This window comes from Anatilimnocola floriformis (assembly GCF_024256385.1).
Classification (GTDB): domain Bacteria; phylum Planctomycetota; class Planctomycetia; order Pirellulales; family Pirellulaceae; genus Anatilimnocola; species Anatilimnocola floriformis.
Map to the genome: position 1 here is coordinate 5,922,918 of NZ_JAMLFW010000001.1, position 25,484 is coordinate 5,948,401.

Here is a 25,484-nt window from a genome sequence, read left to right on the forward strand (position 1 = left end):
ATGGCAGTACGAAGGTTGGAGGCACAATGCCTCCACTAGTTTTCGAACATAAGGCGGCAGTCGATCCCAGACCCGACTGACGCGTTCGAGAGAAGAGCCAGGAGTTGTCAGCAAGTGCCCGTCTGTGCTGCTGATCTGCTGACCATTTGCTGACAGCGGAGGAGCCGGAGTCGTAAGTGGTTGATCCGACAACTCGTTACGAGAGGCGTCCCTCTCATTCAATTCCCGCCGCCTCCATCATGTCACCCTGTGCCACGGGGTGACTGGACACGACGCAACCCTCGTCTATGACGGGGGTTGTTTCGTTTTCAGATTGCGTCTTTGTGACAGGCGGTGACTCCGAAAGACTGCCAGGGACGGCTGAACTGCAGCGCATTTGCAGCGCGGGAAGATTGCCCACCGCCTTGGCTTGATCCTCCATCCCGATGTGCGTGTACTTCATCGTCATCTTGATGTCGGTGTGACGGGCGAGCTTCTGAGCCTCGGGAAGACTGGCACCAGAACGAACGAGCCCGGTGATATGTGAGTGACGGCCGGCAGCGTGGAAGTCAGCGATTCCGTCCTCGTTTTCGTACGGAATTCCCACCCGCTCCAGATCCTTCTTCACCATTAGCCAGGTCCGGCGTTTTGCCAGCTTAGGGAACAGTACGTCACTGGGTTTCAGTTCCGCAATCCAGCTGCGCACCAAAGTGACTAGCTCGGGGTGCATCGGGAGCACGTCAAGCCGACGGTGCTTCGAGCATGCAGCCTCCACGGTGACCGTGGGCGGGTAGGCGTTCAGGTCGAAGCTGCGGGGCTTCAGGCTTGCGATTTCCTTGCGGCGAAGCCCGGTCATGTAACTGAGAATGTACAGTCGAGCTCGGTGTTCACCTGAGAAACATTGGATGTCTTCACCACTGTCGCGAGCTGATTGCACGAGCCTTTCTAGATCGCCGGCGTTCAATGCTCGACGCTTGTGGCGAACATCAACAGCTGTGTTAAGTCTCTCCAAGCCACGGAGTGGACTAGCCAGAAGCCGATCATTCTCGACACACCAGTAGCAGAATGACTCGATGGCCTGGGCATAGTGGTTGTAGGTCTTGTGACCAATTTCCTCATCGTCGAGCATTTCGGTGAGACTACATTCGACAGCCAGTTTCGAGATATCGAACAACGTCTCAAAATTGCAATCTTTGACGATCCGCCGGACGCGGCTCATTGTGAGCTTCCAGTGCTTCTCCGAGTTCTTCTTGAGGCTTTTCTCGAATGCTTCAAGATGCTCGGTGAGCGCCGTGCGCCGTTGCCCGGCGATTTTTTCCTGTTCCGGGTCGATTAGCCCCAGGCGGCGAAGCCTGGCCTCTTCCTCCTTCTTCGCCGCGGCCTGCTCGGTTAGTCCTCGATCCGTGAATCCTTTCGATGTCCGCCGCTTACCCAGATGGTCGTACCATTGGAACCAATATGGCGATCCTTTCTTCTTGCTCCGCTTGAAAATTGATGCCATCAGATGTTCTCCGTGCTTAATAACTAAGTAAGCGTTACTCGCCTGACAGTGGAGGGCACCCCGCGGCCATCCAGCGAGTGATTTCCGCCTCGCGCCAACGTGTGGCCCCGCCCACTTTGATCGGCAACACGATCTTTCTTGCGCTCACTAGCCTCCAAACCGATCGTGTCGAGACGGCGAGTTTTCCGGCGACGTACTCGACTGTGACAAGCCGGTCGTTAGGGTGTGAATTATGCGACTCAAGTGCAACTGTCGACATTGTTGCGATTCCTTAAACTCGGTTGCTTCCGAGTATCGCCACGATGCAACGCGTACGGTCGCTCGGCGCCTCCGCTTGGATGCCTGCCTTGGTTTGCGACTCGCGTAGACTGAACTCGCGACGTAAGAAGTGAGGGAATGGCCTTGTAGCCGAGAAGATGTGGAACACACTACCTCCGCGGATTGGGAGCCTCATTCCGTCATGGACGAGGTCGATCCAGAAGTGCCGCCCGCCTCGTGGGACAGCGTGGACGCGATAGACAAGTGTAGTACACTCTTGTAGAATCGTATACGATTGAGATCTTACTTGCAAGCCAGGGAGGTGCGGGCATGGCGAAAAAGCGGCCTAAAAAGGAACCGATCGAGGCCATTCAGTTTCGGCCGGGTGGAAAGCTTGGAGAATTGATTAACGAGTTTGCGGGGATTTGGAGAATATCTCGTGGGGAGGCAGCGAAACGCTTAACCGCATTGGCGGCGCATAAACTCGACCTGGAGTTTGCTGCCTCTGTCCAGGATCTGGCGGGATGCCTCTATGGAGCCGAGAATTTTGTCGACGCTTGTCAAATGGTTTGCGTCATGTTGAACGAGGTTGAATCGACGCCTCAAAGTCAGCAGGTTCAAATCGTGCGTCGTAACGTCGATTTGTACAAGTCGCTAAAGGGCATCCAGAAAGAAGTCGCTGAGAACCGCGTTTCTGTGAAACTGTACCGCACTTGATAGGTTGTCAGTGAACATCCCCACGGTCAGAGTCAGCTTTAAAGTATCCATTGAGCCATGCAAATCATTTGACGGTTGTTGGTAACGATCATATCGGTAATTAAGAACCGAGTTGACTCGCAGCAAAGGTTAGAACATGTCTCGACGCGGTAGTCCTGCTGAACTTCGGCTCAATCGTAGCGGAAACACTTTGAGCGCTGACGCCGGAGTGCATCTATTCGCATCGCGCATGCAGACGGATCAGTTAGTTTTCAATCCTCGTTTGCAACAGGTCGTCTCGCAGACTGAGTCGTTGATTCCCGTTGACGGTCTCCAGAGAGCGAATGCGGGGCTTGAGATGGCGATTCGATTCATCGGGGTTCTGAGCGGCTTCGTGGTGAGCACGCAAGAATTCGGTGCTGGGCGTGCAACGCTTTCTGAACCGGCTTGTGAAATACGTCCCACCGTTCCTCCGATAGATCGTGCGCTAGTGGATTTCGTCTATCGAAATGAGCTCGGCCTCGTGAGGGTCGGAAATGGCGTGGATGCTGCATGCCTAGTCGCGCAGCTAGTTCGAGCAGTCAGCGAAGCGACGTTCGTGATCATAGTCGGGACTCACGCAGAGAAGCGAATGTGGAGAAGACGACTTCGTTCTCTCGAAATATCCTTCAAAGCTCAGGCAATCGACTGTTTGGGGCAATCCGTAAAGCAGGTCGTCGTGGCTACGCCGGCTGGTGCTGCGGAAGATGAAGTTAGTTTCCACTCTCGCCATATCGCGATCTTCCCGAATGCAATCGCTTCCGTTGGTGAACGATTTCAGGACATGCTTCTTTGTGCGGACGCAAGGGCCAGGCTTATCGGATTTGTACGCACCGATGTGAAAGAGTCGCCTCGCGAGGAAGACCTGCTCCGCGCGCAGTTTGGATTTGCCGAACTGACGATCCCAGCACATGGTCGAGTTCTCACCGACATTCGAACAGTACGTGTGCTCTTTAGAACGAAGCCGCTGCCTCACAACTGGAATGGACGGCAACTTCGCCAAAAAGGCATTTGGTGTCACCCCGTCCGCAATCGTTGGATTGCACGGCTTGCGAAGATCATCTGCCATCAAGACTGGTGCGCCTTCAGAGAATGGCAGCCGATCTTAGCCGAGCAACTGATTGACCAAATTTCACCAAATGTGATCGTCATGGCTGAATCGGTTCCACAGGCAATTGCGATCGCAAGGCGTATGGAGGAGGCACCTTTAGTTATTGACTCGCAGTTCAATCCCGATCTGCTCGAAGCATCGGATCGTGAGCTGATGCAGCGGCGTCCGATCGGTTGGAATATTGACGGACCGCTTATTGCTACGCCGGTCGGCCTAACGAGGATATCGCCGCGCCGAGCGCAGACCATCATCTGGGCAGGGTCGGGACCTTACGCACCTCCCCTCCCAGTTGAGTATCTGTCGGGACGAAACACTGATCAGCACCGAGTAACGCTAATTGACTTCGACGATCAACACCATGCCGTGCTGCGTAGACAAAGCCAACTGCGAGGAGCTGCGTATCGAAACGCTGGCTGGTGTGCGCCTGCAGCCGATCCTGAGGCTGCGAGAATTCGCCAGTTCTTAGCATCACGCCCAATGAGGAGCCGACGATGAGCGGGTACGGTAGGCGAAGTGCTCTTATTAATGCCAACGTACGTCGGGAGGAAGCGCGAATCAATTCGACTTCGTGTCCCCACGTTTTCGCATCGGGGCAAGAACTGCGTGTCCGCGATGCGCTGCGTCTTACGTTTGAGCATGTGCTAGAGCCAGAATACCTGCTCGGACTATTTCAGGAACTGAAACAAAATTCGGGACCCGCTCCCGGCGTCGATGGCTTCAGCTACGCGGACTATTCGATCACCGAGATCGCAGCTGTGTTAAGGGAAGTTTGTTGGCTTGCTCACGCTGGTAGATACGTTCCTTCACCGAGCCTAGTTGTCCCAATCCCAAGGCCAGATAGAGCACTTCGTGAACTTCGGCTTCGGACGATCGTAGACCGAATCATCTCGACTGCTGTTAATCGGATCCTTTCGAAAGCAGCGGAGCGCATACTTCAGTCGTGTTGCCTCGCGTACCGGCCAGGCATCAGCACTTGGGATATGCTGGTAGCAATTGAGTTCGCCGTGTTGCACCGGGAAAGCTATTTCTTCCAGCAGGACGATATCCGCAGGGCATTCGACAACGTGCCACTCGCGCTGGCGATTGCTGCCTGTCAGTCACTAATGTCTGATGTTCGGCTGCGTCAGTTGATCGAGGCGGTGCTGCGCGGTCACGACACTTGCCGAAATATCGGCATTGAGCAGGGCGATCCGTTGAGCCCACTCGCACTCAATCTTGTAATGCACTCTGTTCTGGACTTGCCGCTAACAGCGGCCGCCCAGAACGGTTTTCCACTGTACCTCAGATACGCCGACAACCTCGTCGTATTGGGGCGCAGTGCGCTCGACGTAGCCGAAAGCCTCGGCCTAGCCCGTCGAAGGTTGGCGGAGCACGGAATGACCTTGAAGGGAGAAGACGGGGGCCTAACGCATCTACGCAGACCAGGAGCGTCGGTAAAGGTCTTAGGTAGCAAAATCCACTACAGGCGGCGTTTTCAAGTAATTGCTCACTGGCAAATTTGCGATGAAAAGATCTTGGTTCAAGGTCGGAAACGCTTTGTACAGTTGCCTTTGCGATCCGACAGCAGTGGTGATGAGCACACTTTGAGTTGCTCACGCGTAAATAGACTGCGGCATAGAAATCCTCGGATGAGGGGGTGAGTACGGGCGGCGGCGTCGGCGCTGTCCGGTTGTTCCGTACGCGCGACGCTCGACCGTATGTGGACCGTGCGCGTGTAACAATACCGGCCATTCGTTTTAAACCGTGGTCCGGGACACCCGCAACCGTGGCCCTTGGAACAAGTGCTTCACCACTATTTGACTTCTCAGCTAGCGGAGGCGGATACTTAAAGAAAACACCCCGCCGCGCGCCCCATGGGAGCGGCGCGTAGAGGGTTTGATCCTGGGGGCGGTGGTCACTTGGAACTGCGGTGGGTCGGAGCGAAACTACCCCTCTCATTCAAATCGCGCTCCTCCGAACGGTTGAAAACACCAGCGTCAGATTCACAACAGCTGCCGCCTTTAAATAGGTGTGGCTCCTGATTAGCAAAACAGAGTGAGTCTCAACACCGACATCTCGGCGACTTTAGACGACGGTTGAAGTGGCAAGTCAGTCGCCGCCCGTTTCCCCAAACTCACACGTTGGACAGCGGCAGCTTTGCCATCGCATGGCTCCATTGGAAGCCCGCTTTCGGTATCGCCGCAGTCCCATTGACCCCCAGAAATCTCTCGCCTCGTGTTCAGGGAGCCCTGGGAGCCTCGAAAAGGATCCAGAGACCTATGTCGCCTCGTCGAATGGGGCTAGCGCTCAATAGAACGCTTCCTAGGAGTTCCTTGCCCTCGTGCCTCGCGGTGCCGTGTCGTCTCGTGGTAGTGGGGCTGTGTTCTCCTTACACAGCCGTCCCCAAATGCTGGAGCGCGAGCAGGCCCCGCGTAAGCGGGCCTGCTCGCATAGCGACAGTATACGTATAGTACATACGATAATTTTATCCTATGTAAAAACACATGCTGCAATTCTTATTCGTAGCGGTTAAGTCTTTTCTAGCACGCCACTTGCGACGCGACGCAAAACGCATCGCACTCTATTTATGCTTTCAGCAAATCCTTTGGCTGCAATAGCTTGCGGCAAAAGCCCCCCTTCTGTTTTTGAGGCTCATTTTTGGGGTAGGGGGGTGTATTTAGCCTATGTAACCAAATGCCAGTAGGAATGCGTCCCTAGAAAGAGTAGGTCTCCATGCAAGTCAGTTTGACGTTCGGTGCCCAGATGCGGGACGATAACGGCGAAGTCCGCACCCTTAGCGACAAAGAGCTGTACGGCGTCCTGATGCCGTTCTTCGCCCGCCTCGCCACGGTTTGTGCTCCAAGGGCAGAGCACAACAGGTCCAGCGGAAAATCTGGCTTAATCGACCCAAGGTAAGAACCATTTAGCACTTGCGTCCGGGTCTATGGTGACGCACTTGCCTGGGCTCCGTCGCAGAGGTGGGAGGGTTGCCAGGAAAGTGATAAACAGGGCAGCGGCAGAGAGAGAGAGGGATTGGGCGCCTCAGGCCTCCTAGCGCCACCCCTCTGCAAGTCCGCAATGGTGGCCGCCATCCGTCGGCCCGGCGGAAATCCGGCCTCTGCCGCGATACCGCCCGTGACCACCTGCGCCGACCACCTGCGCCGACCACCTGCGCCGACCACCTGCGCCGACCACCTGCGCTGACCACCTGCGCCGACCACCTGCGCCGACCACCTGCGACCGCGCTGACCACCTGCGCCGACCACCTGCGCCGACCACCTGCGCTGACCACCTGCGCCGACCACCTGCGCCGACCACCTGCGCCGACCACCTGCGCCGACCACCTGCGCCGACCACCTGCGCCGACCACCTGCGCTGACCACCTGCGCCGACCACCTGCGCTGACCACCTGCGCCGACCACCTGCGCCGACCACCTGCGCCGACCACCTGCGCCGACCACCTGCGCTGACCACCTGCGCCGACCACCTGCGCCGACCACCTGCGCCGACCACCTGCGCTGACCACCTGCGCCGACCACCTGCGCCGACCACCTGCGCCGACCACCTGCGCCGACCACCTGCGCCGACCACCTGCGCCGACCACCTGCGCCGACCACCCTTGCACGCAGGGTAGCGCCGCCCTGGTTCCTAAGCCGATTGGAGGGTCGGATAGCTAACAAAAATCACCCTGCCGCACCACTCCAACGGAGCAGTGCGGCAAGGCGTTTGAACACTCGTGCGCGAGGCGGCTACCAGGGCCGGCTGCGGATCACACCTCGGAAATCCCTCAGATCGCGCTCCTCCAACCGGTTAAAAAACACCAAGCTGAAGTACAGTACAACCGCCGCCGGCATCCACCCCGAGCACCCGAGGTACGGGGTGCAGATCAGGGCGGAACCAAGCACTACAAACGCGATGAATCCAAAGTGCCGCGCGCCGTCAAACGGCACCATGCGAGCCTCGGCGGCGGCGGTGGCCGCGCGACTGGTCGCGGCGGCGCTCACGCCACGTCGTGATCATGTGCCAGGCCTTGCGCATCAGCATGTGAAGGCCGTCTTCCAAAAATCTCAACTGCGCGCGGAATCTGTCTCGATTGCGATGAGAACAGTGCATTACAACTCCTTTCAGAAAGTGGATACGAGTCGACGACCGGACTACCCTCGCGACCAGCGAAACCACGTAGTCGACCAGTGTGTGGCCTCCAGCCCAAGCTGTTCCACCACTGCCGCCGACACGATCAAGCTCCAGGTTACGACGATCGCCATGAAAGCACTTTGCCACACAAGCAGCGTCGTACCAGCACATGAAGTGGAGTGTCTCAAGCTCTTTGCTCCTTAACAAACGGTAATTAAGAACCGATCACCCGGGCCATTTGCGGCACGGGTCACGATAGGGACATCCTGGGCAGTTCATTTGAGAGGGGGCAGGAAAGAAGTGTGCTGCCTTGATGGCTTGCCAGACGCGTTCTACAACTCGCTTAGTGCGGTCGAGTTGAGCTTGCTCAAACGTCACACGGTGGACCTCAACGCTGACCTCCTTCGTTTTGGTGAGCACGCCGAACTGCAACCGCAGGCGTTTGCTCGGCGCGAAGTCCTTCGCGAGTTCTCCGTACAAAAGAAGCTGAGCGGCCGACTCTTCGACCTGATCCTGCGTGTACTTCGACCGCGATGTTTTCCAATCGCTGACCAGTAACTCGGTCGGCGTTTCGAGGATCAGATCGACTTTGCCGAGCAGATCGGGAAGGCCCGGAACAAGCTGGCCTCGCAATGTCTCCTCGATCGCCAGAATCCGGCCGGCCGGCTTGGCTAGGTCGCTCTGTGCGAATGCGGTGATCATTCTTTTTGCAAGATCGTCGAACGAATCGGCTTGTTCATCCTTGCTAAACCGTATAGGCAACGACTGGGCCTGCCATTCCAGCTGGTATTCACGCTCCATTTCCTCCGGCGTCGCGGCCTTGCTGGATTCCAGCAATTTACGGAAGTGATGCTCGATTGCCCGATGGATGGCACTGCCGAAGACTAATGCCGCGGAGAGGGTTTCTTCGGGGATTCCAGCGATGTACCGGAAGAAGTAACGCAACGGGCACTGCTGATAGGTGCGGATTGCCGAGAAGGAGATGTAATCCCGCGGCGCCACCGGTGGGACAGGTTGCGGCGGGGCTCGTGCGCTGGGCGCTTCAACGCGGGCGTCAAAGAGTAAAGCAGTCATGGGTTAGTGATTGGCTCCGTTGCCAGAGGTGGTGGAATTCAGCTCGTCGATTGCGGCGCTGGCATCGGCGATCGACAGTTCCGATGCCAAGCGGATGCCGTACTTCTCATGCAACCACTGGTCGATGTTGAGCTGCAGGCGATTGCCGATGGCTTCGAGAGCACGAACTTGGCTGGCAGTTGCCTTGCGGCCGCTCGTCCGCCGCTGGCCGCTGGCCGGTGGATTCGCAGCTTGGCTGGTTCGGGTGTGACCGTTGGCAGTTCCATTGCCCCGATAGTGGCCACTGCTGTTCTGGCCTTGCGGATGCACATTGCTATTGTGCTCGCCCGCGGCCACTTGCGGCGCCTGTTCTGCGGTCTGGTTGCGGTGCAACTCGTCCTGCACGGCCTGTTTGCAGGCGCTGAATGCGTTCTTGACTTGGCGGTGAAAGCCTTCGAGATCGGTGTTTAGCAGTGACGCATCCGCCTCATATTCGACATGGCATGAGGCACCGAGACTGCCGTAATCGCGCAGGCCGACTTTCTTACTAAGGCCGACATTTACTTTGAGCGGCATGAAATGCTCCGTGGTTGTTTTGAGGATGAAGTGTCTGTGACCACGCAGACGACGAGCGATTTACAGGTTAGGCGACGGCCTGCAGCTGTTTGAGCGACGCCAAGGCCAGCTTTAACGACTTCTGGCCACGCTTCTCGGTCTTGATCGTTCTGATTAATTCCTTGCTGCTGGCCAGTGCGGCACGCAGCTGATCGCGGAGCGAGATCGCCACCTCCAACGATGTGGTTGCTTTGCCGTTGTTGCTGGCCCGTTTGCGGCGGCGCACAGTTGGCTCGGAGGCAGGTTGGGGCGACATCACCGTTGTCGAGGACTGTGATGAGGCGACGGGTACAGGTTGATTCGCAATGCGATTCACGGGTGTTGTCCTTTGAGGAATAGTTGGCAAATTAGTACGGTGGCCGTAATCGAGTGGGGACTCGATGCGAACGCAATCGTCGGTGGGCTTGATCGCGTCCTTGGGCGAAAGCAACATCCAGAGATACGTCCGCGAGTTATCTCGGGCGACTGCGGGCGACGCTTTGTCGGGCAGATGGATTTCGCTATAGCCCATCGCGGCGGCCCGGGCCAGGAACTGGCGATCTGTGCAGATGCGGATGTCATCTCCTTGCTTGATCGAATTGCTGAGGATCATCTCGGCCGGGCGCGGTGTGCTGATCGACGCGGCGCGCAACACGACGCTGCCGTTCAAATCCAGGGTCAATTCGCGGTGCGTGGCTCCGTTAGGGAGCCGATGCAAGTTCTCGGCCATGAACCGGGCATCCGCCAGCGACAGCCGCAGGGTTGACTTGCAGTAGTCAGTGGACGGGATGATGCTGTCCACGTCGGGGAATCGGCCCTCGCGCTCAGTGCCGAGCCAGTAGGTCCAGGGCCCGATCTCAAACACCACCGTGGCGACGCCCTTGTCATCCGGCAGGTTACCGATGCGCACTGGCTCCGCCGGCAGCTCTTTGCAGGTGAAGAACCGGCTGGGCTGGATGAGCACGGCCTGGTCGCAACCGAACTGAAACCCAGTTTGCCTGAGCATCTGCCGGCCATCGGTCGCGGCGAGGGCGCCGTCCTGACGCAGTTGCACGCAGCCGAGCGCGTACCGTTTGCTCTCCACGTCGGTTGTTTCATAGGCATCCCGCAGGGCGGTCAGCAGTCCCGGCCCGTTCTGGACGAACGTCGCCGGCAATGCCGGGAACGCAGGTGCAACGGGGAACGGCTCGGGAGCGTCGTATTCCAGGTCACGAAAGACGCCATTTTCCTGCCAGCTCGCACCCACAACACCGGTACGCCTGGTGTTGAGGAACACGGGCTCGGCTTTGGAACCCTGCACATCATCAAGCACCTGCAGCGGCAGTAGCAGGCTCTCGGCGTCCTGGGGATGCCGATCGTGATACCGGAGGGATTGGTTGGCACCTTGCACGTCGACAACCAAGCCGTTGTTGCCAGTGCGAACCGCGATCATGCCGATCTGGCGGCCGAAGGTACGCTTAATGACCAAACGCAGCAGCTTGGCAAGTTGACGAGTAATTTGGATCAAGTGTGTGGCTCCGCAGAGATAAGGGGATTGGGAAAACAATCGGGGCGGCAGCACGATTGCCACCGCCCATGAGTAGCAGCACGCAACAGCTACGCCGCATTACGACGTTGCTGCCGTTCCAGAGCGTCCCAATCGACGACGCTGGGCAGCGCATAGTCGTCGGCGTCATCCGGCTGAAACACGCTGAGCGGCGTGACCACGCTGAAGCCGCGGCGGCGGATGGTCTGGACAGATTCGCCGGTCGCCTCAGCTACCGCATGATTCAATTCTGTTTGGGTCATAGTGAAATACTCCTGGGATCAACCACGAAAAAAGGGCTCGCCCTGCGCCCAAGCGCATCGCGAGCCCCGACAAATTGACGAATAATTCGATTCGAGAGCCGCGGGATTACCCCGAGCGACTCAACCGGTCACAGAGAGCGTCGATTGCCGCATTGGCCAGCGGTGCCAGCCGAGGCTCCAGATTTAGATCGTTGGCGTCCTCCAGCAGCAGCTGAGCGGACCATCGCCAGCTGCGGATCGCAGCCGTTGCACCAGCTGCACTTTATTCCTCCTCGACGGGCTCCCACTCGATCGCGGCCCACGTCGAGGAGTGCACGCCGATCTCGATCGTATCGGTGGGAGTGGTGGATGCAGCAGTGGGCGTGCCATCTGGAGCAATCACAATGAATTGCATCGGCGTCTTGTCTCCTCGGTAAACCACCCAGGGTGTTTTCCAGCCGGCTGCGACGACACGCCCTGTGAGACGAACGCCGTGGAAATCGACGGTAAGCCGGCGATGAACGATTGCGTGTAAATCAATGGGTTTCTGGGATTTCACGCCGTGCACGACACCCCTAGGCGCCTTCTTAGCCATAAGCCTCTTCCTTTTCTCTACAAACATTCCCACAGCTGGCACGAACCGCTCATTGCCCACAGATTGGGAACGGCCGCGTCGGTCCGAGGACGATTCTGAAACGCGAACAGCTAAAAATCCGTCGAGGTTCCGACGGTCGGCACCAGCCAGTGCTCTGACAACCAGGCAACCTCGGCGGCGAGTGCTGTGCCGCGAGACTCAAATGGGCCAAGCACGGGCCCAGATACAGGCGACAAGTCACAAAGCCAGCACCCGCGCTCATCCGGTTCGACGTGCGAGCCGCGGCGGATGGTCAGCGTGCCAAGTTGGGCCAGGTCGATCTCTTCGGTGTAGATGCAGCGAGCCAGGCCGTTGGGTTCGATGAGAAGCTCCATAGAAGTAGTCAGACCTCACTTTCCCCGGCGGAGTATGTTCCGGCGGGGACGATCGACGAGCAGGCCATCCAGCACCGACTGCACGCCTGATAGTTGAGACGCCACTTGTTGCCGGAGTGCCTGGTTATCGCGGAGTTGCTGAGGCTCGACGCCGCGGACCACTCGCTGCGCTTGGACAACCAACTCATCGAGTTGCTGATCAGAGCGAATGTTGAGGTGACGGAACCGCTCGAAGAACTCGCGCAAGTTTTCAACGACAGAATCGCGAAACACCTTTGGCTTGCCATCTTCATTGCCGCTCAGCCGCTCCGTCAGATGCGAGACCAGCTTCGACAATTCCTCCGTGAATGCTTGCTCGGCGAGTTGCACCGCCTCGTCGAAGCGCGCGGCGATCCGCGACGCCTCCTGCTGGTAGAGTTGTGGACTGAGCTGCCGCAGGTATTCTGGCGGCTCCACGGACGGAAAGTCGTACGAAACATCGAACCAGCCACGGAGCGTCGCCGGATAGTCGCCACCGTTGTACAGCGATCCCAGCCGCCGCCTAGCCGCCGACTTGAGTTCGTCGTACCGTGCGTCGAGTTGAATCACCGCTTCGTCGAGTTCCGCTTTCAGCGACGTCATCTGTACCGTGAATGAACTGATGTCGTCCTGTCGGATCAGCCGAATGCCGCTCTCCGGATAGGGCAGCGAGATGCCTTTCCAGAAGGCAATCACGCGTGTGCGGACCGCGGTCACGGCCTTGAACGCCGGGTGCGACGTATCGAGCAGCTTCTTACCTGCTGAAAGGTATGCTCGCTCGGCACCGAATGCGTCGGCAGCCTGCGATTTCTGTTCCTGGGTCAAAGTCTTACGTGAGCCGAGCCAGGTAAACATCACCCGGACAGCGGCCATCGTCATCCGCATCCGTTGCGCTGGGGAGGCGGTGTTGCCCGTTCGCGGCTCGTCGAGAAGTGTTGCCATAGTAATAATGTCTCCGTGAAGTTGGAAAATGAGAGTCAGCACGCACATTTACTTGCACGCTGTGAATTTCAATCGCTCGCAGAGGTCGTCCATTCCATCCGCTGTGAGCGGGTGGTGATCCGAGAAGTATTCGCCGCTGCCGATCTCGTTCGTTAATTCGAGGCTTCGCTGCGAGTACCGCAGCGCCGCCAGCACGGTGGCCAGTTTCCGGCAGGTCAGAAGGTCAACTTAGTATGCTCGGATTCAATTCTGTGACGGATCGCGAGTCACTTTGCGCCGGGTGCCAGTCGTCGCGACCGTTGCCCCTTGGTAGATCCCCGGTTTGTCAGCGCTCAGGCACCGCCCACAGGCCCAGCTTCGCAGTTTCTCGACCGATTCCGCGGAAGTCCGAGAGACTGGCACGATGTTCTGGGCGGCGGCGATGAGTGGAACGTCAAGCAGTGCAGCGAGACGGCAACAGGCTTTGACTTCAGCGCCAGTCCAGCCCTCGTCCCTGGGCAGTGATTGAGACTGATCGAGACCGTACTTCGCCACGTAGATCTGCCAGATTGACTGACGCTGCTGCGAGTCTGGCAGGTCCAGGAAAAACACGCCATCGAATCTTTCCGCGCGCGAGAACTCCGGCGGGAGCTTGGAAATGTCATTCGCCGTCGCGACCACAAAGACGTCCGATTCGTGATCGTTGAGCCAAGACAGGAACGAACCGAAGAGCCGCGCCGATACACCGCTGTCGCCGCTGCCAGAGACGCCGCTGAACGCCTTTTCGCATTCGTCGAGAAACAGCACCGCCGGCGCCATCGCGTCGATGATCCGCAGCGCCTGGCGGATGTTGGCTTCCGACTGCCCGACAAGAGAACCGAGAAGGTTGCCGACGTCCAGCACGAGTGTCGGGCGGCCAGTTTCATTCCCGAGCGCTTTGCAAAACTGCGACTTTCCGCACCCTGGCGGAGACAAGAGCAAGATTCCGCGCGGCCGTACCGACGCCGTACGATTCGTCGGGCTCCGTAACGATCGCTTGCAGAATGCCTTCACCGCTTCCAAGCCGCCGAGATCGGCGAACGTCTCGCCGCCGCGATGGAGCGACAACAGGCCGCTTTTCTTGAGCATTTGAGTCTTCTGCTCCCACAACACATCCGAGCGCAGTTTGCTATGGCGGACGAGCGATAAGCTGAACGCCCCTTCGGCCTCGTATCGGGTCAGTCCGGCGGCCGCATCCAGGATTCGCTCAAACTCCACGCCGGCTTGCAGTTCCTCACCCTCCGTGGCGATTCCGCGGGCAATGTCAGCGAGCTGCTCGCGGCCGGGCAGATCATGCTCGATGACGACGAACTGCTTGTCGAGTTCCGTCGGCACCTGCACGATCGGCGACAGGATCACTACGAATGTGCGATTCTGCTTCCCGTTCGCAACTTGCTTCGCCAGTGCCTGCACAATCTCGGCACTTTGCAGGAACCGATGAAAGTTCGTGAGCACCAATACCACCTCGACCGTGCAATCGTTTTCTTCGCACCACTGCCGCAAGACAGCGACCGCGATAGCGTCAGGGAATTGTTCTTTCTTCCTCCCGGGGCCAAATGGCGCGACTGAATTGAAATAGGCGTTGACGAGCTTTGCCCCGTCAATCGAACCGGTGGGAATAACAGTCGTGTGAGTGGCGTGCAAGAAGTCGTTGAATTGCTTCTTCAGGATCGCGGCCTGGTCTTCGGCCTTCGCTTTGGAGAACAGGATCTCGTACCTGCCGCCAAGCTGGCGAAGGATTTTCGTGTCTCTTTCGTTGAGCCACTTCTTCAAGTTTTGCAGCGATTCCTGCACCTTTTCGGTGATTCGCGCTTCAATCTCGCCGCGGGTGACCTCGGTCGTGACGACGTTGATGCGTCCTGTGCTGGCAAACGATCGGAAATTCTCCAAAAGCGGAGAATCGAAGTCGTAGCAATTTGTGTCGAAAACGTGCGTATCGAGAAAGACGGTCTTTGGCATGGCTCCTCCTACCGCTTTTCGCTGCTGTGCCGAAGAACAAGCCCGCCGTCTTCGCCGGGCACAATGGATACGTCCAGTTCGTAGGCTGACATCAGGTGCTTGGCCAAGTCCTCCATGAAGTTGGGCTCGGTGAACTCAGCCAGCACACCGAACCGGGACTGGCCATTCGGACTGGTGCAATCGACGAGGACATCGGAGAGCATTGCGAGCGTCATCTGCTCGTTTCCGATGTTCTTGATCGTGCATCGGCCTTCGATGAAGTCCGACATGATGGCAGTCAGCTTCTGCGAGAGAACGTGTTTGAGCTGGACAGTGGCAGCGGGCACCACTTCGACGATTGTCCCGAAGCCATCGACTCCGGTATCAGCTTCCGCGTTGGCAACCAGCAATTTCCGCGACGGACGTGAACGACGAGCGGCCAGGAACGCGACTCCGCCGATGCGTCCGCTCGCCTTGAGTTCCTCGAAGACGGCTTCGGAGGTTGTCCGTTGGATTCCCCCTTCCTCGTGCTCGTGCACAAGTTCCCCGAAGTCGAGGTCGTTGTATTCAACGTCGTCGTACACGTCCTTCGGCAGGAAAATGGGTGATGCGCCGTCGGGGAGCGGTTTGCCTTCCGCATCCGCGAATTCCCCACTCTTGGTTCTCGACGGGACCATCGCTTGCCAACCGTCGTAGCGTGTCTTGCCAACGAAGTTGATCTCGCCCTTCGGACGGTAGGTGACTTCGATCTCGACGATCATCGGCTTCCCGTCGACGACCTGCTTGGATTGGCTGCTCACGCGCGTGACTGCGCACGAGCGAGGTTCTTTGCCCTTCCACTCGGCTCGGTTGAGGACGTACCGCCCGTTCGGGAAAAATCGGGTCCAAATGTCCTTCACGAGCCCAACTTCCTGCGGTTGATCTTCGGTCGGGACCGCAAGGTTGAAGCGAAGTATTTTGCTCATCTGTGTCCTTTCACCCCCCCCGAATGAAATGTCCCCGAATGGCACCTTTCGCGGCGCCCATCAGACACAATGCCGTCGCGTCGTGAGCACCTTGAAGCCTGCCGGGCGTATCGGGGTGATGGACCGAAAGGAACTTGCCGTTGCCCTTGTACTCGCGCACGAGCGCCGTCATTTGTTCCTCGAACTCTGTGGGCAAAGGATGGTCCGCGGGGTAGCTAAATCGCAGCGGGTCGTCCGGTTCACGGTAGAGCGCGGCTTGGAAGTTGAGGTACATCTTGTACTTCGATGGCAGCGTGTACTTGACGCGACTCGCCCGTTTCGTCATGCGCGATCAGTTTAGCACTAGGGCGATTTGTTCTCCCCGTCAGTCTCGGTGGCCGCAGGCTCGCGGCCAAGCTCCTCGTCGTTCGCTCCAAAACGGCCGAGAAGGAGCGGAGCCCCGACCGCGCGAACATGTGGGTTGCCGAGGCCTCCAATCGCAATTGGGAAGAGCGTGGCTCGCCTCTCTTCACTCAACATTCAGCAGTTCCTCGGTCTGTCCGCCGGCATCTTTGAAGAAGCCGCATCGGCTGAACTCCTTCGCAAGGCGACGGTACTTCGGATGGTGATTCTCTACGAAAAACCGATGCACTGTTGTTGAAGCGATTGGGCTTTGCCATTCTGCTTAGAAACGCCGATGCCACCGCCGACGCCCTGCCAACGACAGAATGGAAAGTTGAACGCGAGGAGTTCTACGAGTTTGCCCTACGTCACGTTATCGCCCCTGGAAAACTATTCGAGTTAGCGGACTTTCTCCCTCGATTGATTTCAATTGCCGTGTACTGCGGCGACCGGGATTACGCACATAGATTCGTAGCGACAGCGTTCACGCTACAATTCAGCGTCTTGTGAGCCGAGCTAAAGGTAGTCACTTGCTCGATATACTGGGCGTTGGATGCTCGTGTCGTGGCTCAACAGTTGCATGGAGGCCGGCAGCCCGGGCGGAGATGCTCCCTCTGGGCCGTGCAAAAACCGCGGAGGTACGCTGCCATGTTTGTTTTTCTACGTTTCGTACGGCTGGAGTATTCAGCGATCACCGTATGGTTCCTCTTCGTTCTGGTCACCACGTTGACCGCTGCTGAACCAGCTAAGCGGGAGCGGACATACGAATCTCCGGAGAAGGCATTCCTCGGTTACCAGCAGGCGGTGGAAGATAAGGCTGGGAAACTGGCCTATGAGGCTCTAACTACCGAGAGCCAGAGCGAACTCCTATTTAAGCAATGGTCTGATGAGCTGACCGGTGATGCGGCGCCGCTCGGTATTGGTGAACTCATTGATCCCGATCTGCGGAAGAACTTGACACGCGAGCACCTCCCCACAACCCGTCGCGACCTTCCGCCGTTGCTCGTGAAGTCGATCGCTAATCGCGAGGCCGCGTTTCAGAAGATTGTCACCGGCCTGAACCGGTATCGATCTAACAACCTGCGGAACTTGCGTGCTAAAGATGTGCAGATCAAGGGGGACACGGCGACGGCGAAGGTTGCCTTTAAAGACGAGGACAGTGGTCCCGATTCGGATCCACTCCATTTCGTGAAGGATGAGCAAGGCTGGATGGTAGATTTACGATCTTCCAAAGCTAGGCAGGGCGAGCCGGAACTCACGACAGAGGAAGTGTCATGGGAACGTCCGGTCGAGACGGCACACCACGATTCGCCAGCAGCAGTCTTCGAGGCATGGGAGCGAGCCAAACGCAAATGCGACGCGAGCCTGGCGAGTAGCGCGGTAACTCCCGAGTATTACAACGATTTTCTGTTCAACGGCCGAAGTCAACTTTTGGGAGAAAATGGCGAAACCCTAGTGCTGCATTGGTACGGCGATCAGCGCAAGTTCGTGACCGAAGACAACACCAATCCGCCACCGAGCGCTCAAGCCCAGAGAGCCCGCGCGTTTGTTGTCACGCGCTTTGACGAAGCCGCATATTTCAACGCGATCCTCAAGAAGCACAGAGAACTCGAAGAGTCCCGCGGCCGCCGCGTCCACGCCGAGCTGGGCGAAGTTAAGCAAGATGGCAGCCGAGCACGAGGCATCGTCAAGTATTTCTTCCAGCCGATCGCCAAAGGTGAAGCCAAGACTTCCGAGCCGGCGCGATCATTTGCTTATCAACTGCCGTGTTACTTCCAGCAAACGAAAGATCGAGGCTGGAGGTTCGATTTGCCAACGGGGGACGAGCGTCAGCGTGAGCAGCTTTTGCAACGGACCGCTCGCGAAGAACGAGCTGCAAGCGCCAGCCGGCGGGGACGGGCGTTCGCTTCGCCGGAGGAAGTGTATGCTTCGTTCGACAAAGCGCAGAAGGATTGGAATGCGGCAGCGGTCCGCGATTGCTTTCCAACCGACAACGTCGAGACCTTGATTTACATGGCGTGGGCGTATCAGTTTCATTTTCGGGACGACCCACCAACGCTTCAAGCGTTCATTGACGAAGACCGCCGCCGTCAGCTAACCCGCGAGCAGGTGCCAATCGAGGAATTCCGCCCACTGCTGATCGATTCGCTGACCGACGTAGCTGGCGCGTTTGCGGCCTCCATGCACCGCCTTAAGTTGGCTGGCGAACTCGAGGATCTGCAGATCGAAGGTAACACGGCGACTGGCAGGCTGCTTGACCGGGCCAAGCCGAAAAAGACGAAGGAAGATTATCGCGATCCGCAGGTCTCAGACATCGGCTTCAGTAAGGATAAGCAGGGTTGGGTCATCGATTTGAAGGTGCAACGCAAAGAGAAAGGCGAAGCGAAGATCGAGCGAGAGCCGCTGACCGCCGCGGAGAAGAAGGCAAATCAACTAGAAGCGGAACTTCCCAAACGCTGGACGCACAAAGCGCCGGTGAAATATGAACAACCGAAAGACGCATTGCTCGGCCGGCGCGAAGCATTCGCGGAAAATGACCCCGAAAAACTCTGGCACACATTCAGCCGACGGCAGCGGGACTGGTACATGCGAAACCAAATTCTGCAGATGGTCGAGAGCGGCGGCGGCGATCTGCTAATGGCCTGGTACCTCGACATGTCGAAGATGCCGGACAAGCAGGCCATGCACACGTCGTACAACCGCGGCGTGGCCGAGGGCTTTCCGCCACTGGTTGTGGATGAAAATAAACCCGAGACTTCACCTGGTTATGAGGCGCGCGAACGGCTGAGCCATGAACGCGAACGGCTCTGGGACAGCGTGGTGGTGTCGATGATCTACGACCAGGAAGCATATTTTTCGGCGATTGTGAAGCGGCGGAATCTGATTCTCCGCCAGCAGCAGACCCGCGATCCGGACCTGGACTATGACAAGCTGACGGATGTCAAGATCGACGGCAATCGCGCTGTCGGGACGATGCAGTCGCAACACTTCAGCTACGACGCTCAGTTCGCCCGCGAAGACGGTTCGTGGAAGATAGATGTCGCGAACCTGGAAGAGCACATGGCCAAATGGCGCAAGGACGAGCAGAAGAACTTTGAAAGCCGGCAGAAATATGCTGCCGAGAGAAAGGTTCGAGAGAAGGAGAAAGAAGAGTAGTTCAACGTGCACGGGGCGGCTGGGCTGATTAATCGCGACAGCGCACTTCGGTTCGCGATACCTGCCGAAGAGCTAATTCTGCAGTGGATCTCGCGAAATCTTCCGACGGGCTGTCGTTGCAGTTGTCGCACCTTGGTAGATCCCAGGTTTGTCAGCACTTACACAGCGACCCCTGGCCCAAGAGCGGAGTTTGTCGACTAACTCGCTAACCAGCAAGCTGTCGCTTCATGCGAGCATGCAGTCGATTCAGAGTATCGCCAAAGGGCGTAAACCTCTGTGAAACTGCGCAGACGGACACATTTACTAATGTCTTTACTAATGTCGCAAATACCATCAACCGGACTGGTTTGCGTTCGCGGCGCACGTGAGCACAATCTGAAGAACGTCGATGTCGACATTCCACGCCATCAGCTGGTTGTCTTCACGGGCATCTCAGGCTCGGGCAAGTCGTCGCTGGCATTCGGCACCCTCTACGCGGAGGCGCAGAGGCGGTACTTGGAATCCGTGGCACCCTACGCGCGGCGTTTGTTTCATCAGTTGGGTGTGCCGCAGTTTGATGAAATCGAGGGCATGCCGCCCGCCGTAGCGCTCCAGCAACAACGAGGGTCCCCGACGACGCGATCGTCCGTGGGCAGTATCACCACGTTGTCCAATCTGCTGCGAATGCTGTACTCGCGAGCTGGCGACTACCCGCGCAATCATCCGCATCTAGAAGCCGAAGCATTCTCGGCCAACACCCCAGCCGGCGCCTGCAATGCTTGTCACGGCCTGGGACGCGTGTATGACGCCACGGAAGCTTCGATGGTGCCGGACGACAGCTTGACGATACGTGAGCGCGCGATCGCTGCGTGGCCGCCGGCTTGGCATGGGCAGAATTTACGCGACATCGTCACCACGCTCGGCTTCGACATCGACCGGCCTTGGCGCGAGCTCTCGCGAAAGGATCGAAATTGGTTGCTGTTCACCGACGAACAGCCAACCGTGCCGGTGTATGCAGGCTTCGATTCGGACGAAGTTCGTCAGGCCATTAAGCGAAAGGAAGCGCCGAGCTACCAAGGGACATTCACGAGCGCGCGGAAATACGTGCTGCAAACTTTTGCCACCACCGAAAGCGCCGCCATGAAGAAGCGTGTGGCGCGCTATCTTTTGAGCAGCGAATGTCCGACCTGCCACGGGAAACGCCTACAGCCAGCAGCGCTGGCTGTGAAGTTTGCAGGCTACGACATCGCTGCGCTGTCCGAGCTTCCGCTAAAGCGATTGGCGGAGCTGCTGAAACCGTATTGTGATGGCGCTGTTTCCGGCTGGCGTAAATTCGCGGCCGAGCATCCGGAGAAAGCGGTGGTTGTCGAGCGTATCAACCGAGATTTGGAAGCCCGTTTGGCGGTGATGTTGGATTTAGGACTTGGCTACTTATCACTGGATCGCAGCACACCGACCCTATCGCCTGGTGAGTTGCAGCGGCTTCGCCTCGCAACGCAAGTTCGGTCCAATTTATTTGGCGTCGTCTACGTGCTGGACGAACCATCTGCGGGTCTGCACCCCGCGGATACCGAGGCTCTGCTGACCGCGCTCGATGGATTGAAAGCTGCTGGCAACTCCTTATTCGTTGTTGAACACGACCTTGACGTGATCAAGCGGGCCGACTGGATCGTCGACGTGGGGCCGGAAGCAGGAGAGCACGGCGGGCGCATTCTTTACAGCGGCCCGCCCGCTGGGTTAGCCACAGTGAAAGAGTCACACACGGCGAAGTATCTGTTTGACCGCTCACGAACTGCGACACGATTTGCCCGCACAGCACAGGGGCAACTGAGACTCGAAGGTATTCACCACAACAACGTCCATGGCCTTAATGTCGACGTTCCGCTGGGAGTGCTGACGTCAGTGACAGGAATCTCCGGCTCGGGAAAGTCGAGCCTAGTGAGCCAGGTCCTTGTGGAACTTGTTGCGAGTCATCTCGGGCATCATGCTCCTGCCGCAGACGAATACGATGAACTGGAAACAGCGAGCGAAGCGATCACTGGCCGGATCACGGCTGGATTGGATCACATCTCGCGACTCGTCACGGTTGATCAAAAGCCGATCGGCCGCACGCCGCGCTCGAACTTGGCGACGTACACCGGGCTGTTTGACGACGTCCGCAAACTCTTTGCTAACACGAAGGCCGCCCGCAGCCGGCACTACGACGCCGGCCGGTTTTCGTTCAATGTGGCGAAGGGCCGTTGTGAAACCTGCCAAGGCGAAGGGTTCGTGTTCGTCGAACTCCTATTCTTGCCGAGTGTTTACGCTCCTTGTCCCACTTGCCACGGTGCGCGGTACAACGCCAAGACGCTGGAGGTCAAACTCCGCGGGCAGTCGATTGCAGATGTTCTCGGAATGACGGTCGCCACTGCAGCCGAGTTTTTCGCGGAAGATCCACCCCTGCTTCGCGCGCTCCAGACGCTTTTGCAAGTTGGGCTGGCCTATTTGCGGCTCGGGCAGCCAGCGACCGAACTTTCCGGCGGGGAAGCTCAACGGATTAAGCTGGCGACAGAACTGCAGCGCGCTAGCAAAGGGAAGACGCTCTACGTGTTGGACGAACCTACGACTGGATTACATCCGGCTGATGTTGAGAAGTTAGTTACACAACTCCAAGGATTGGTGGATGCGGGCAACACTGTGGTTGTGGTGGAGCATGAAATGCAACTTGTAGCCAGCAGCGATTGGGTCATCGATATGGGACCTGGCGCTGGCGACGAAGGCGGACAAGTGGTCGCTGCTGGCAAGCCCGCCGACATCGCGAATGTTAAAGCGAGCCGAACGGCAACCTACCTCGCCAGGTATCTCAAGCACGAGCGGCTCTAAGGTGGAACAGGCGGAATGGCTGCCAAGTCCGCCGAGGCCACAGGCTGTTGCGGAAGGCACGACAATTGCTTTAGGCTGCCGTCGCTCGAAGGCACCTGGAGATTCCATCCATGAACGGCAGGCTATGGCTCGTTATCCGGACTTTTGCACCAGCAGCAATCGTTTGCGGTCTTTGTTGTTCGGCGTTGGCACAGTCAGCGAACAACCAGCGCGATACCGATCGCGAATACGTCCAGTGGCTTGAAGAACGCTCCATGCTGTTTCAGGCCAAGGAGCAAGCAGAATTAATCTCGGGCCAGGGTGCGCAGTGGCGACAACCTTACGGCGAACCAAAGCCGCGAGAGGCGGTCCGCTTGGCCTCTGTGTGGCTGCTTGATTATCCGGGCTCCGTCATTCCTCGGCCCGGTAAATCCGTCATCGCCACTTGGGGCGATGCTGAGTTGTGGCAATCGCTGGAGCAAATCGGAATCGACTTGCTGCACACCGGACCCGTCAAACGAGCCGGAAGCGTTGAAGATCGCCGGTTCAATCCCACCAGCGACGGTTGGTTCGATCCTATTTCGCTCCAGCTTGATCCCGCGCTCGGCACGGACGAAGAATACCGAGCCATGGTCCACACTGCGAAGAAACACGGTGGTTCGATCGCTGGCGATCTCGTGCCACTGCACACGGGGATCGGTGCCGACTTTCGCTTGGCTGAACGGGCCTACAAAGATTACCCCGGACTTTACACGATGGTTGAAATACGAAAGGAAGACTGGGAACTGCTGCCTGGCGTCGACAGTCCCTGGACGACTGAGCTTGTTTCCAAAGATGCCGCTAAAAAATTGCACGATAAAGGGTACATTCCGGGCCTGATCAACTCGAACGACGCTGCTCCCCAGGCACGGGAGTGGAGTGGTTGGAGCGCGACCGCCAAAGTAACTGGCGTGGATGGCAAACAACGGCGTTGGGTGTTTTTGCACTATTTTAAGAAGGAGCAACCGGCGCTGAACTGGCTTGATCCCTCGTTTGCTGCACAGCGAGCCGTATGTGGCGACCTTACCAAGACGATACACTCGCTCGGGGCCCGGGTAATGCGGCTCGACGCGGTTCCATTTTTGGGAATTGAACCACAGCCAGGCGACCACCTAACATTGCACTTCAAGCATCCACTCTCGGTCCAAGGAACTAACTCGATTGCATTTATGGCTCGCAAGCTCGGCGGTTTTAGCTTTCACGAGCTTAATGTTCCGCTTCAAGAGTTGAAGACGTACACCGAACACGGCCCCGACCTTTCGTACGATTTCTTCACGCGAGCCCAATGCCTGCATGCCTTGCTGATGGAAGACGCGACACTGTTGCGGCAGGCTTTTCAATTTTTGCTTGATGCCGATGTGCAGCCGATCGGTCTAGTCCATGATCTGCAAAACCACGACGAGATCACGTACCAGCTTGTGGAGCTCGATGCACGTGGTGACGAGATGTTCAAGCTGAACGGCAAAGAGGTCTCCGGTCGGCAGCTGCGAGAACAGATGCTTCGCGAAATGCGGCAGAAGGCTGCTGGCGACCGAGCGCCACACAACAGACTCTATCGACCTGAAAAGGATGGGCTGGCTACCACTTTTGCAGGGTTCATCGCAGCTGCACTCGAAATACGTGATCCTTATCACGCCTCGCGAGAGGAGCGGCAGCAAATCCAGCAAGCACATCTGCTTCTCGCCGCCGCCAACGCAATGCAACCTGGCGTGTTCAGTCTTTCAAGTTGGGATCTCGTCGGCGCCTTGCCGATTCCAGAGAAGTCGGTTGCCGAACGGATGAAAGAAGGTGATTACCGCTGGATCAATCGTGGTGGCGTCGACTTGATGGGCGCGAATCCCCGCCAAGAAACCTCGCATTTCGGCGTAGAACGCGCCATTTCAATCTACGGGGCACTTCCTGAACAGCTTGAAAATCCTGAATCGTTCGCGCGGCAGCTCGCTCGGATGCTCAAGGCTCGCAAAAAATACCGCCTCGCCGAAAGTGAACTCCTCGCTGTGCTTCAGGTTGCAAATCCGGCCGCCTGTGTCCTCGTGATGCGACCACCAGGAACTCCTGCACTGGTCGTCACGGCGCTGAACTTCTCCCAGCAGACGGTGAAGGAAGAAGTCGACCTCAGCGCTATCGAGGTGAAAGGTAAGATAAGAGTGAATGGGCAAATGCTAGAAATCATCGCCAACGAGCAGTTTGGCGAGTTCCCTGAAAATGGTCGTTTGAAGATCGAGCTGCCCCCGCTGACTTACAAGACGATTCGAATCGGGAACGCAAAGGAGCCATAGAGTTCCCGGCTCGAAGCGGGGAAAGAAATGCAGTCGACAAAGCGTTCACCTCAAGTTTCGCTCACTGCCGCTTTGCAACCGTTAACCGTCTCGGCCGGTCAAGCCGTGACCGGCGTCCAGTTAGATTGCGTCGAGCCATGAGGTGATGAAACAACGAATAACTGAGTGATCTTGAGGCCGACTAGTAAATAGAGAATGATCGACGTGAGCGGTACAATCGACGATATTTTGGGGCGAACCCCGCCGGGCTCACTTTTGCTCGGCGTTCACCACACCAGGGACGAAGCGGGACGAGCGTTTGCCAGCCTGATGGCTGAGGGAACTCCCGCAGGATTCCGCATGCTGGCCGACATTCTCGTCGCCATGGCGGATCACGTGGAGGCTGAGGAGAGTGGTTGGCACCTTGCCTTGTCCCCCGAGGACCGCCCGCAACTCCGGACTCTCGGCATTTCCGGTGTCTCACTCGGCTGCGCGGCCACCATAGTTCATCCGCCTGATGGAGAAGAAGCCCGGCAACAGGCGTTCGTGATCGGCGCTCGGGTTATGAAAAATGCCGCAGCCTGGCAGGTCAACGAGTTCGATGGCTGGGGCCGGGGAATCGGGGTCGGGGTGGTTGTCGCCCCACCGTTTGAACTTGACCCCGGGCAAGTCGACGTACGGTGGCCGTCGGGTCGCTGTTTTGAAGACACCAGCCAACTCCTCATCGCTCCCCGCACCGATTCTCCCGGTTCCGACGGACCACCCAACCCGGTTCACGTCTAGCTGTGCTGTGCTCCTGTCGTTCGCCGACGGCGGCGGCGCGCCGAATCAGCCGGTGCCCTGTCCGGGAAGCGCGACTTGAATCTGAG

The 25,484-nt window shown here is 57.9% G+C and carries 22 protein-coding genes; 10 read left to right on the forward strand and 12 right to left on the reverse strand.

All coding sequences use genetic code 11. The features are described from left to right. Positions 1–214: 214 nt before the first annotated feature. Both M9Q49_RS23525 and M9Q49_RS36180 read right to left on the reverse strand, forming a co-directional pair. Positions 215–1,480 (reverse strand): tyrosine-type recombinase/integrase, encoded by a 1,266-nt coding sequence (locus tag M9Q49_RS23525; protein ID WP_254511401.1) that lies wholly within the window; start codon positions 1,478–1,480, stop codon positions 215–217. A 34-nt stretch (positions 1,481–1,514) separates the two neighbouring features. After that, the gene (locus tag M9Q49_RS36180) at positions 1,515–1,739 is read right to left on the reverse strand and encodes a helix-turn-helix transcriptional regulator (RefSeq protein ID WP_390844697.1); all 225 of its coding nucleotides are present in this window, start codon (positions 1,737–1,739) and stop codon (positions 1,515–1,517) included. A gap of 329 nt (positions 1,740–2,068) precedes the next feature. On the opposite strand from M9Q49_RS36180, the gene M9Q49_RS23530 reads away from it, so the two are divergent. The 5 genes from M9Q49_RS23530 (at position 2,069) to M9Q49_RS23550 (ending at position 7,901) form a co-directional block, all read left to right on the forward strand. After that, the gene (locus M9Q49_RS23530) at positions 2,069–2,455 is read left to right on the forward strand and encodes a hypothetical protein (RefSeq protein WP_254511402.1); all 387 of its coding nucleotides are present in this window, start codon (positions 2,069–2,071) and stop codon (positions 2,453–2,455) included. 136 nt (positions 2,456–2,591) lie between these two features. Continuing rightward, complete coding sequence (locus tag M9Q49_RS23535) at positions 2,592–4,079, forward strand: hypothetical protein (protein WP_254511403.1); 1,488 nt, start codon at positions 2,592–2,594, stop codon at positions 4,077–4,079. Next, positions 4,076–5,224, forward strand: coding sequence for a reverse transcriptase domain-containing protein (locus M9Q49_RS23540; protein ID WP_254511404.1), 1,149 nt, complete (start codon positions 4,076–4,078; stop codon positions 5,222–5,224). Before M9Q49_RS23535 ends, M9Q49_RS23540 begins: the two co-directional genes overlap by 4 nt. A 1,072-nt stretch (positions 5,225–6,296) precedes the next feature. After that, on the forward strand, positions 6,297–6,479 hold the full coding sequence (locus M9Q49_RS23545) for a hypothetical protein (protein WP_254511405.1): 183 nt from the start codon (positions 6,297–6,299) through the stop codon (positions 6,477–6,479). Between the two features lie 999 nt (positions 6,480–7,478). Further along, entirely contained in the window at positions 7,479–7,901 is a 423-nt protein-coding gene (locus tag M9Q49_RS23550; protein WP_254511407.1) for a hypothetical protein, read from the forward strand. Between the two features lie 21 nt (positions 7,902–7,922). Here the strand turns inward: M9Q49_RS23550 and M9Q49_RS23555 are convergent, their stop codons facing one another. The 10 genes from M9Q49_RS23555 to M9Q49_RS23600 form a co-directional block, all read right to left on the reverse strand. Next, positions 7,923–8,771, reverse strand: coding sequence for a RecB family exonuclease (locus M9Q49_RS23555; RefSeq protein WP_254511409.1), 849 nt, complete (start codon positions 8,769–8,771; stop codon positions 7,923–7,925). Between the two features lie 3 nt (positions 8,772–8,774). Next, on the reverse strand, positions 8,775–9,326 hold the full coding sequence (locus M9Q49_RS23560; protein ID WP_254511411.1) for a hypothetical protein: 552 nt from the start codon (positions 9,324–9,326) through the stop codon (positions 8,775–8,777). 67 nt (positions 9,327–9,393) lie between these two features. Next, positions 9,394–10,851, reverse strand: coding sequence for a hypothetical protein (locus tag M9Q49_RS23565; RefSeq protein ID WP_254511413.1), 1,458 nt, complete (start codon positions 10,849–10,851; stop codon positions 9,394–9,396). Between the two features lie 89 nt (positions 10,852–10,940). Then, complete coding sequence (locus tag M9Q49_RS23570; protein WP_254511414.1) at positions 10,941–11,132, reverse strand: hypothetical protein; 192 nt, start codon at positions 11,130–11,132, stop codon at positions 10,941–10,943. Between the two features lie 262 nt (positions 11,133–11,394). Beyond that, positions 11,395–11,706 (reverse strand): hypothetical protein, encoded by a 312-nt coding sequence (locus M9Q49_RS23575; RefSeq protein WP_254511416.1) that lies wholly within the window; start codon positions 11,704–11,706, stop codon positions 11,395–11,397. A 110-nt stretch (positions 11,707–11,816) separates the two neighbouring features. Continuing rightward, positions 11,817–12,080, reverse strand: coding sequence for a hypothetical protein (locus M9Q49_RS23580; RefSeq protein WP_254511418.1), 264 nt, complete (start codon positions 12,078–12,080; stop codon positions 11,817–11,819). A gap of 15 nt (positions 12,081–12,095) precedes the next feature. Further along, on the reverse strand, positions 12,096–13,040 hold the full coding sequence (locus tag M9Q49_RS23585; protein ID WP_254511419.1) for a hypothetical protein: 945 nt from the start codon (positions 13,038–13,040) through the stop codon (positions 12,096–12,098). 243 nt (positions 13,041–13,283) lie between these two features. Then, positions 13,284–15,017, reverse strand: coding sequence for a PIN domain-containing protein (locus M9Q49_RS23590; protein WP_254511421.1), 1,734 nt, complete (start codon positions 15,015–15,017; stop codon positions 13,284–13,286). A gap of 8 nt (positions 15,018–15,025) precedes the next feature. Further along, positions 15,026–15,895, reverse strand: coding sequence for a hypothetical protein (locus tag M9Q49_RS23595; RefSeq protein ID WP_254511423.1), 870 nt, complete (start codon positions 15,893–15,895; stop codon positions 15,026–15,028). Positions 15,896–15,971: 76 nt separating this feature from the next. Further along, positions 15,972–16,286, reverse strand: a complete 315-nt coding sequence (locus tag M9Q49_RS23600; RefSeq protein WP_254511425.1) for a hypothetical protein — start codon at positions 16,284–16,286, stop codon at positions 15,972–15,974. A gap of 168 nt (positions 16,287–16,454) precedes the next feature. Here M9Q49_RS23600 and M9Q49_RS23605 point away from each other — a divergent pair, with 168 nt between their 5' ends. The 5 genes from M9Q49_RS23605 to M9Q49_RS23625 all read left to right on the forward strand — a co-directional run bounded on the left by M9Q49_RS23605 (position 16,455) and on the right by M9Q49_RS23625 (position 25,398). Further along, the gene (locus tag M9Q49_RS23605) at positions 16,455–16,601 is read left to right on the forward strand and encodes a hypothetical protein (protein WP_254511426.1); all 147 of its coding nucleotides are present in this window, start codon (positions 16,455–16,457) and stop codon (positions 16,599–16,601) included. A gap of 389 nt (positions 16,602–16,990) precedes the next feature. Next, positions 16,991–19,498, forward strand: coding sequence for a hypothetical protein (locus tag M9Q49_RS23610; RefSeq protein WP_254511427.1), 2,508 nt, complete (start codon positions 16,991–16,993; stop codon positions 19,496–19,498). A 318-nt stretch (positions 19,499–19,816) separates the two neighbouring features. Beyond that, entirely contained in the window at positions 19,817–22,339 is a 2,523-nt protein-coding gene (uvrA, locus tag M9Q49_RS23615) for an excinuclease ABC subunit UvrA (protein WP_254511429.1), read from the forward strand. Positions 22,340–22,947: 608 nt separating this feature from the next. Further along, the gene (locus M9Q49_RS23620; RefSeq protein ID WP_254511431.1) at positions 22,948–24,636 is read left to right on the forward strand and encodes a hypothetical protein; all 1,689 of its coding nucleotides are present in this window, start codon (positions 22,948–22,950) and stop codon (positions 24,634–24,636) included. Positions 24,637–24,831: 195 nt separating this feature from the next. Continuing rightward, positions 24,832–25,398, forward strand: a complete 567-nt coding sequence (locus M9Q49_RS23625) for a hypothetical protein (protein WP_254511433.1) — start codon at positions 24,832–24,834, stop codon at positions 25,396–25,398. The last annotated feature ends 86 nt before the right edge of the window (positions 25,399–25,484 follow it).